A 9,401-nucleotide genomic window follows, 5' to 3' on the forward strand; every position below is an offset into this window, starting at 1 on the left:
GTCTCATCGGCCCGAAGAAAGCGGTGGAGAAAATCCGTGAACACCGGCGTCCACACCGCGCAGCACCACCCGTAGGTCAGAGTCGTGGAGGCTGGTTTCATGACGAGAGCATGGATGCGACCTTCCTCGTCACAATCCACCATATCCCACACGCGCGGATCTTCAATCAGATGTAACCCGAGCACGACGTCCGCCCCCGTTTCCTCCTGGCGTTGGATCAACCGGACATAGGCATCGTCAGGCCCGAACAGAATGTCCGGAAATCCAAAGGCCACTCGCTTCTGGGCCAGGAATGGATAGGCACGATCGAGCGTATCAGGTGGTCCGAGCGACCCGGCGATCACGAGATAGGCCAGCGACAGACCAACCAGGTCGCCCTCTCGAAAATAATTGGGGATATCCCATTTGCCGTCCTTGATCACGAGGAAGGCCTTGGTGATTCCGGCCGTCTTGAATTTTTCCAGCAGATACTGTGCGGCCACTTTGGGACGCGGCAGCCCGCTCTTTTGATCCATTGCGAACCCGACCGGATAGACTTCCTTGCTACAAGGAAACGGCTGCAGGCGTTTGGCCATTCCCGCCGCCGGCACGAGGCCTACCACTTCTAACGGCACATGGGGAGGCAGGTCGGAGTGCTCACGCGGATCGTTCATTTCATCATCCTCTGTTGGCTCGTAGACTGCTCGCCGACGATTTCCTTGTAGTACGTTTCCACCATAGCAGCCCGAGCCTGGTCGACCACGACAAGCTGACGTTGATCGAACGTGTTGGCGCAATAGAGATAGGCAAACTCGCCTGCCCGTCCCCACTCCACATGCAGCTGCCGCCCATCGGCTTCTTTCCTGGTCACCTGATGCACGACCTGTTTCGCGGGCAGATTCAGCCAGGCCTGCTGCGCGGAGGCCTCGTGGTTTTCGTATAACGGTTGTTCTGGTTCTACTCGAACAGACCGCAACTGTTGCACATGAAGTGGCGGGGCACCGTCCGGCTCGGGCGCTTCATTCCATGGCAGAGCGCTCGACGGGGAAGCCAAACCCGTCACGTACAGAGGACCGTCGTCGGTCACTTCTTCGATGGAACGATACCGGATCGGTTCAGGCGGGAGGTGCAGTGCGAGGCCACGCGCCGCCAACGCCCGCTGAAAGGGAATGCGCCGAGCGAGTTGTCTGGTTTTCTCAAAGAGGATCATTCGACCGTTCCCGGCCAGCACGTTGCGCAGCCGATCCAACCGGAGCCCCACCCCGGTCCGCTGCTCGAACTCCAACTGAGCCTGAGCATCCAAAGCCCGGGTGAAATCCTGCCAGTCACGGCTGGGAAGGCCCGGATCCTGTTCGGCCTGGAGCAGCGTATGCGTGGCGACGATCAGATCATAGCGGCCGCTGAGCTCATGCTGATCGAGATCGAGACATTCGAAGCGCACATTGCTCAGTCCCAATTCTTGCGCCCGCTGGCGCGCGAGGGTGACAGAGACAGACGAACGATCGATGCCCACCACGGTCGCATCGGGACAGCGCTGTGCATAGAAGGTGGTCAGCAGGCCGATACCGCATCCGGCGTCCAGGATGGTCTGGGCGCCCGGAAGTTGCGCGGCAATCCGTGAGCCGACCTCAAGATAATATTCGTAGCGTTGACTGTAGAGGGCGGGAATGAATCGGGCCTGCGCCGTCAAATCGTAGAAAGCGACTTCAGCGGAAGACCCGTCGGTCGCCGCTCGCTTCGCTTCGATGGAATGGTGCAGGGCAGCCAGATCTTCGGGGGTGAACACCTCCCGTTGCCAGGCAAAATACGCGGCATCGGATTCGATGTGCCGGAGTCCCCACCACGCGAGATGCTCACGCAGCGCTTTGTCGATGTCGTCATTCCGGTCAGCAGGCACAACGCCCTCTTGCCGGAAGAGCCATCACGATCAGTGCGTTACGGCCGCTTGAGCATAATGGCATCTTCATAGGCCAGCGGAACAGGATGCGGATGCCGAAGTTGCCCGCTGCCGAACACGACATATTTTTCACAGGTCAGTTGGTTGAGCCCGATCGGCCCTCGTGCGTGATGGCGGGCCGAACTCAAGCCGATATCCGCGCCGAATCCCAGACTGTCTCCGGCATTCAATCGGGACGAGGCATTGACCAGGACCGACCCCGCATCCACTTCTTTGCTGAACCGCATGGCGGACTCATAGGACTTGGTCACGATCACGCAGGTGTGGCTGGGACCATGCTGCGCAATATGCGCCAGCGCCTCGTCGAAGCCCGGCACCATCTTGATCGCCATGCTGGGCCCCTGAAATTGCTTGTTCCAGTCCGTCTCCTGCGCCGGTTTGACCGCCTTATGCCCCGTCATGAGCATTTGGCCCATCAAGGATACGGTCTTCGGGCAGCCGTAAATATCGATTTTGAATTCATCCAGCAACCGAAGGATCAACGCCGACAAGAGCGGGCGGGCAATCCCCTGATGAACCAGCAGCGTATCCACTGAGTTAGGCGCCGAGGGATTCTGCACCTTGGAGTTCACGACAATATTCTGCGCCAGGGGAATTTCCACATCATCGTCGATATAGACGTGCGTAATTCCGCCGTCATGGCAAAGGATCGGCATCTTGGCCTGCTCCTGCACCACCTTCCTCAGCCCTGCACCGCCACGCGGGATGATGGCATCCAACGCCTTACCGGACTTGATCAGTTCCAAGGCCGCCTCTTTCTCCTGCCGGTCAATGATCGTACAGGCGCCCTTCGGGATACCGGCGTCATGCATGGCCTTCGTCAGAGCGGTCGCAATCACGTGCTGCGTATGGGTCCAGTCCGGTGAGCCGCGGAAGACACAAACGTTGCCCGACTTCAGGCAGAGGGCCAGCGCATCGATTGTTTCCAGCGGTGACAGCTCGGACACGATGCCGATCACGCCAATGGGGACCCGCACCCGGCTTACCTGAAGACCGTTCGGCTCTTCGTGGCGCCCCAACACCTCTCCAAGCGGATCAGGGAGATCCGCAATGTGATGCAATCGATCCACGAGCGCCTTAACGTCATCGGCCGTCATACGGATCCGGGCCACGGCGTCCCGCACACGTTCACGGTTTTCATATCCCGTCATCGACTTTCCAACCGCGTCCACATCCGTTTCGTTCGCCGCCAGGATGGACTCCTCCGCTTCTGCCAGAGCCGTCGCCATACCGCGTAACGCCTTATCTCGTATGGGACCGGAAAGAAGCGACGTGGGACGTACCGCTTCACGCGCCGTCTTCAATACTTTATCGAGGTAGAGCTTAACTGGAACTTCAACCATCATGTCCCCAATTGGTGAGCTGGTGAGTGGGCGTCCGGTGAATCGTCACAGGGTGCCGGGAATCGTCAGGACAGCATCATTACAGGCCTTCAACGATCCGCGCCGGACTATACCATGCGATTTTTTTGTGAGTCAAAGCAGCGTGGTCCAATCTCTGGAGGCGACAGAGGCCAGGAAGGGAGGCCTAACCCGGCCCAATCCGTTTGCGTTGTTGCGCAGCCAGCCATTGGCCTAGCCAACCCCAGAGGACCATGAGCGGGACCAGGACCCAGGCGATCTGTGCCGTGGTAACGCTCAACGCTTTAAGGCCGGAGACCAGCCAGCCGGTCGAGGCATCCCCCGCGCGCGAGATCGCCGTATCGATAAAGTTCTTCGCCTTATACTTTTCCTCGCGACTCACCACTGTGAACAGCACCTCGCGCGCCGGTTTCGAAAGCGCATATTCCCCGACTCGACGCAGCACTGAGAAGCTGACGTACACGACTAATCCCGGCCAGAGGGCGATGCCTAAAAACCCGAGGAGGCTCACCGCCGGCAGAAACAGTAAGGCTGCAGCCAGGCCGAACCGGGCCACCACATGGTTGGTGAGCAGGAGCTGCGTCAGCCAGGTGAGGATGTTGGTGGCGAAGTCGAGCATGGAGAACAGGCGCGTGCGGGCTTCCGGAGTATCGAACTGTTGCGCCACCAGACGCACCTGTTCGAAATATAAGAAGGTAGCCGTCATCGTCAAAAAGGTTAGGTAGCCGCAGATACCGAGCAGATACGGCGACGACCACACGAGGCGAACACCAGCCAGAAAGCCTCCGCCCAATGGTGCACCGCTGTTCTCTCGGTGGAACAGAGACCGGCTGCGGCTCCACATTTCCAATCGGTAGATGCATCCGATGCAGGCCGCGAGAAACGCGGCCGAGGCCAGCATCAACACCGGCACCGGGAAGAGATAGGTGAGGCCGGTCGTGATGAGGGGACCGAACAATGCGCCGGTGCTGCCGCCTGCCGCAATCATTCCGAAGAGGCGCGCCCCCTGCGCCGGCGTAAACAGGTCGGCCATGAAACTCCAGAACACCGACACGACGAACAGGTTGAATACCGAGAGCCAGACAAAAAACCCGCGCGCAACCCATTCGATGTACACACCGCTCGTCATCAAAAAATACAGGCCGATAAGATTGGCAATAAAGAAGAGATAGACGGCGAGAAGCAATCGATAGCGGGAATACCGCGCAGACAACCATCCGAACAACGGCGTGACGGCAAGCAAGGTGACAAACGTGCCTGTCATCATCCAGGGCAGATTGTGCACCCCGCCCTGGATCGCCATTTCATCGCGCACGGGGCGAAGAATGTAGTAGCCGCAGAGGAGACAGAAAAAATATCCGAACGACCAGGCCAACGGCCGCACTTCTTGCGGCTCAGCCTGCACAAAGCGGAGCACTGACCAATGCGATCTCTCCATGAGACTCCAACTGTGTGTCAGTGTACCAGGCCGATGACCACCGGCACGAAGAAAATTTGTTAGAATGGGGCCCGCGGCTGGTCGTGAATCATTCGGCCCTTCTTGTTGAACACAGGCCCATCCATGATCGATCTCCGGAGCGATACGGTCACCAAACCCTCCCCCGCCATGCGCGAAGCCATGGCCCGCGCCGAAGTGGGTGATGACATCTATGGGGAAGACCCCACGGTCAACCGTCTCCAGGAGGTCGGCGCCGCCCTCGTGGGAAAACGCGCCGCACTCTTTGTGCCCTCGGGCACCCTTGGCAACCAATTGTCTCTGCGCGCGCAGGCTCAACCAGGACATGAAGTGATTGTTGAAGGTCAGTCGCATATCATTCGGTATGAGCAGGGCGCAGCGGCCGCATTGGCCGGAGTGCAACTCCATTGGGTGACCGGCAAGCAGGGGCTCATGACAGCGGAACAGGTGCAAGCCGCTATTCGTCCGAAGGATCCCTACAGTATCCAGAGTGCGCTGATTTGTATTGAGAACACGCACAATGCCGGAGGTGGCAGGGTCTACCCGCTCTCAACCATTCACGCCATTCGCGCCGTCGCCACCGCGCATGGCTTGCCCATGCACCTCGACGGCGCCCGCCTCTTCAACGCAGTCGTGGCATCGGGAGTGTCAGCCGCGGAATACGCGCGGCATTTCGACACGGTCACCTTCTGCCTCTCCAAGGGACTGGGAGCGCCGGCGGGCTCGTTGATTGCGACCGATGATCCCGGCTTGCTGGAGCGACTCCGCCGTTTTCGCCGCATGTACGGAGGCGCCATGCGCCAGTCCGGCATTCTCGCGGCGGCGGGCCTCTACGCCTTGGAACATCACATTCAACGCCTCAGTGACGACCATGCACACGCCAAGCGTCTCGCTGCCCGACTCCAACAGATTCCGGCCGTCACCATCGATCCAACCCTGGTCGAGACGAACATTCTGTTCTTCGACGTACACAGCCCGAAATTTTCCACACCGGCTTTCGTGGCCGCTCTCAAGCAGGAAGGCGTGCTGATCAACGCCGTCGGCGGATTCACGTGTCGCGCAGTGACCCATCTCGACGTATCGTCCGAGGCCATCGAGCAGGCCGCCGACCATATCGCGCGCGTGCTCAACCCATAGGCCCGGCGCCTCACATTGACAGGCTGTGTTCCCCCTCCTACAATGCCCACCAGCCGATTCGAGCAGAGAGGAATGCGTGTCGTTTCAGGCAGTGTCGTTTCAACAGATCAGTCGCATTCTTGACGTGACGGATGCCCTAGGACTCAATCGCGAGTGGGTGGAAATTCCCCTCTCGCCGGAACATCCCGGCATCGTCCGCAAACTCCCTAATGGAAAGCTTGAGATTGTCGTCGATGCCGACCAGCCGTTCGACACCTGGCTCGGCACGCTTGAGCAACAGATACGCCGTGTGCAGGCCGCCTGACCACGTTCAAGGATAGATATGGAATCACCCCTTGCAGCCTCTTCACCGCAGTCTTCCTCGGCACTCCCTTCGTCAGAGGAACTGAAGGCCGAGTTACTGGATATTCCCGAACCGCCTGAGATGCCTCCGGCAGTGACGCCGCCCGGTTACGACGAAGCCCTCGCTGGCGCCGTCAAGTACGTGCGGGCCAAACGCGGCGGCGATCTGGTCGGCATCATCCTCGTCGGGACCGGCGCACGGCGCGCCGTGACCGCGCACAGCGATATCGATCTCATTGTTTTGGTCAAAGGCCCGACCGATGGACAGGAAATGATTCGCGTGGGAGACCGGCTTGTCGATCTCCGCTACGGGGAATACAAGACCGTCTCCGAGGATCTGGCCTATTCTCCTCGTCTCGCGCCCCTGCTTCGCAAAGGACGGGTTCTCTATGACCATGAAGACATCGCCGCGCAACTCATCGCTAAAGCTGCGCAACGTTTTCGCCAGGGTCCGCCTGCGGCCACGATGCACGAACGCATCCGCCTGAAGGCGGAGTGCCTGCATTGGCTCGGAAAAGTCGAGGACTTGCGCGACAAGCCCAACACCGCGCAATACCTGCTGCACCTCTTTTTCGAGGAGTGCGTAGCCGCATTCTTTCGAACCCGTGGACTCTGGTTCACCGCGCCGGTAGACACCCTCCGGTTCCTGGCTTCCCGTGACCCGGCACTCGGGGAATTAGCCGGCCAGTTCCTGAGCGCGGCTACCCTTCACGACCGGCTGATGGCCGGCCGACGGTTTGCCGAGACCCTGTTCCGCGATATCCCCCTTCCGCCCCGGGTGGATTAACAGGGCTCCGTCATCCCGTTCAAAGGTGGCATTCGTGTGCACGGAGCCCCGACCGTAATCGCATCGGGACTTCACCGAACCAATGGAGCGGCGCGTTGTCCAGAACCTGCGCCGCGCAAGTCATCGTTTACCGGTCTTCATCAGAGAGGTGATCTATGGAACTTGGATTCGTCGGACTCGGCAAGATGGGCATGAATATGGTGACGCGCCTGCAGCAGGGCCGGCACCGCGTCGTGGTCTACGATCGTTCACCAGATGTCGTCAAGCAGGCCGAGAGCAAGGGTTGTATGGGCGCCGCCTCCTTGAGCGACCTTGTCTCGAAACTCGCCGCCCCTCGCGCGGTGTGGGTCATGGTTCCCTCGGGAGCGCCGACTGAAGAAACGATTCAAGCCATCAGCGCGCTGCTGCAGCCAGGCGACACGATTATCGACGGCGGCAACACCCGCTTCCACGACGATACTCGCCGCGCCGCCGAATTACAGAAGAAAGGCATCCACTATATCGACGTCGGCACCAGCGGCGGCATTTGGGGGCTGACGGTTGGGTACTGCCTGATGGTCGGCGGCGAGACCGAACCGGTTCAGCGCCTGACCCCCGTCTTCACGACGCTGGCTCCCGAACAGGGGTGGGCTCATATGGGCGGGCACGGCGCCGGCCACTACGTCAAGATGGTTCACAACGGCATTGAATACAGCATGATGCAAGGGTACGCCGAGGGGTTTGAGCTCATGGCGAAAAGCGAGTATCGCCTCGATCTGGGGAAGATCGCCGATGTGTGGATGCATGGCAGCGTGATCCGCTCCTGGCTGCTGGAATTGGCGGTCGGCGCGTTGAAGCAGGATCCCAAGCTCGAAAAACTCAAAGGGTATGTGCAGGATTCCGGCGAGGGCCGCTGGATGATACAAGATGCGATCGATAAGGATGTGCCCGTGCCGACTCTTACGGCGGCGCTGTTCACCCGCTTCCGGTCGCGGCAGGAAGAATCGTTTGCGGAAAAAATGCTGGCCGCATTGCGCAACGCCTTCGGCGGACATAGCGTCCGGCGCTGAGCTTCAACCCAACGGACACCAACACCATGCCTTCGCCAACAACGCCAGTCGATATCAAGCCTGTTCCTGAAACCGTCACCCCGGTCGAGGCCTGTACCCTCGTCATTTTCGGCGGCTCCGGCGATCTCGCGCGCCGCCGCCTCATCCCGGCAGTCTATAACCTCCTGCTGGACGGGCTCCTGCCGGCCAAATACGCCGTGATCGGCCTGGGACGCAAGCCGATGACTGATGACGAATTTCGCAATCTGGTCAAAGAAGGGATCGTCAAACACTCGCGACAGGCCCTGGTGGAGGACACCTGGTCCACCTTCCAGTCTCATCTCTTTTATATCCAGGGAGAGAATGAGGATGCACAGACCTACGCCACGCTCCGCGCCAAAGCGGAGGCCGTGGAGCAAGCGATGCAGTTGCCCGGCAACCGCATTTTTTATCTGAGTATTCCACCCAGCTCCTTCGCCTCGGTGTGTGAAGGATTGGCCCAGGCCGGCCTGGCCGCCTCAGCGGCCTCCGCCTCGCCCTACTCGCGGATTATCGTCGAAAAGCCGGTCGGGCGTGACCTGGCCTCCGCGCGACAAATCAATGAAGTGACGGGAAAAGTGTTCGATGAATCTCAGATTTTCAGGATCGACCACTATCTGGGGAAGGAGACGGTCCAGAATCTCATGGTGGTCCGGTTCGCGAATAGCATTTTCGAACCGATTTGGAACCACAAATATATCGATCACGTCCAAATCACCGTCAGCGAATCGGAAGGCGTGGGGACCAGAGCCAGCTACTACGAAGAGGCCGGCGCGCTGCGGGACATGATTCAGAATCACTTACTGCAGCTGCTCTGTCTTGTGGCCATGGAGCCGCCCTATTCGCTCGACCCGAACGTGGTGCGCAACGCCAAGATGGAGGTGCTGCGCTGTCTCCGGCCCATCGTCGGCAAGGATGTGGAGCAGTATACGGTGCGGGCGCAATACGCCGAGGGTGTCGCGCATGACCAGCCGATTCCAGGATATCGACGGGAGAAAGGCGTCAGCTCGACCTCCACCACGGAAACATTTGTCGCGGTCAAAGCGTTCGTCGAAAACTGGCGTTGGGCCGGCGTGCCGTTTTATCTTCGCACCGGGAAAGCCCTTCCGAAGCGGGCGAGTGAAATCGCCGTGCAATTCAAAGACATTCCGCAGATTCTTTTCAATGCCAACCCCGCCAATCCTCAACCGGCCAACGTCTTGACCTTGCGCATTCAGCCGGACGAAGGCCTCTCCCTGCGCATCATCTCGCGAGTCCCCGGCACACGGGCGCAGACGCATCCCGTGGAGATGGATTTTCAGTATAGCGACGTGTT

Annotated in this window: 9 protein-coding genes; 5 read left to right on the forward strand and 4 right to left on the reverse strand. The window is 59.8% G+C overall.

What is annotated here, in order from left to right:
* The 4 genes from KF814_19120 to KF814_19135 all read right to left on the reverse strand — a co-directional run.
* On the reverse strand, window positions 1–653 hold a 653-nt coding region (locus KF814_19120), incomplete at its 3' end, for a hypothetical protein (protein ID MBX3238265.1).
* Entirely contained in the window at window positions 650–1,876 is a 1,227-nt protein-coding gene (locus tag KF814_19125) for a methyltransferase domain-containing protein (protein ID MBX3238266.1), read from the reverse strand. The genes KF814_19120 and KF814_19125, both read right to left, overlap by 4 nt.
* A 38-nt stretch (window positions 1,877–1,914) precedes the next feature.
* Window positions 1,915–3,279 (reverse strand): glutamate-5-semialdehyde dehydrogenase, encoded by a 1,365-nt coding sequence (locus KF814_19130; protein MBX3238267.1) that lies wholly within the window; start codon window positions 3,277–3,279, stop codon window positions 1,915–1,917.
* 184 nt (window positions 3,280–3,463) lie between these two features.
* On the reverse strand, window positions 3,464–4,735 hold the full coding sequence (locus KF814_19135) for a hypothetical protein (protein MBX3238268.1): 1,272 nt from the start codon (window positions 4,733–4,735) through the stop codon (window positions 3,464–3,466).
* A gap of 123 nt (window positions 4,736–4,858) precedes the next feature.
* On the opposite strand from KF814_19135, the gene KF814_19140 reads away from it, so the two are divergent.
* The 5 genes from KF814_19140 to zwf form a co-directional block, all read left to right on the forward strand.
* The gene (locus KF814_19140) at window positions 4,859–5,890 is read left to right on the forward strand and encodes an aminotransferase class I/II-fold pyridoxal phosphate-dependent enzyme (GenBank protein MBX3238269.1); all 1,032 of its coding nucleotides are present in this window, start codon (window positions 4,859–4,861) and stop codon (window positions 5,888–5,890) included.
* A gap of 76 nt (window positions 5,891–5,966) precedes the next feature.
* Window positions 5,967–6,194: a hypothetical protein gene (locus KF814_19145; protein ID MBX3238270.1), complete on the forward strand. Its 228-nt coding sequence runs from the start codon at window positions 5,967–5,969 to the stop codon at window positions 6,192–6,194.
* Window positions 6,195–6,212: 18 nt separating this feature from the next.
* The gene (locus KF814_19150) at window positions 6,213–7,019 is read left to right on the forward strand and encodes a hypothetical protein (GenBank protein MBX3238271.1); all 807 of its coding nucleotides are present in this window, start codon (window positions 6,213–6,215) and stop codon (window positions 7,017–7,019) included.
* Window positions 7,020–7,174: 155 nt separating this feature from the next.
* Window positions 7,175–8,068 carry a decarboxylating 6-phosphogluconate dehydrogenase gene (gene gnd / locus KF814_19155; GenBank protein ID MBX3238272.1) on the forward strand — a complete coding sequence of 298 codons (894 nt, stop codon included), beginning with the start codon at window positions 7,175–7,177 and terminating at the stop codon, window positions 8,066–8,068.
* 26 nt (window positions 8,069–8,094) lie between these two features.
* Window positions 8,095–9,401: glucose-6-phosphate dehydrogenase (gene zwf, locus KF814_19160; protein MBX3238273.1), on the forward strand; the 1,307-nt coding region annotated here is incomplete at its 3' end.

The organism is Nitrospiraceae bacterium, assembly GCA_019637075.1.
Classification (GTDB): domain Bacteria; phylum Nitrospirota; class Nitrospiria; order Nitrospirales; family Nitrospiraceae; genus JAHBWI01.

Bases quoted from the DNA above. Each gene is read 5' to 3' on its own strand.
- KF814_19140 (MBX3238269.1), top strand. From the start codon at position 4,859: ATGATCGATCTCCGGAGCGATACGGTCACCAAACCCTCCCCCGCCATG.
- KF814_19130 (MBX3238267.1), bottom strand. From the start codon at position 3,279: ATGGTTGAAGTTCCAGTTAAGCTCTACCTCGATAAAGTATTGAAGACG.
- gnd (MBX3238272.1), top strand. From the start codon at position 7,175: ATGGAACTTGGATTCGTCGGACTCGGCAAGATGGGCATGAATATGGTG.
- KF814_19135 (MBX3238268.1), bottom strand. From the start codon at position 4,735: ATGGAGAGATCGCATTGGTCAGTGCTCCGCTTTGTGCAGGCTGAGCCG.
- KF814_19150 (MBX3238271.1), top strand. From the start codon at position 6,213: ATGGAATCACCCCTTGCAGCCTCTTCACCGCAGTCTTCCTCGGCACTC.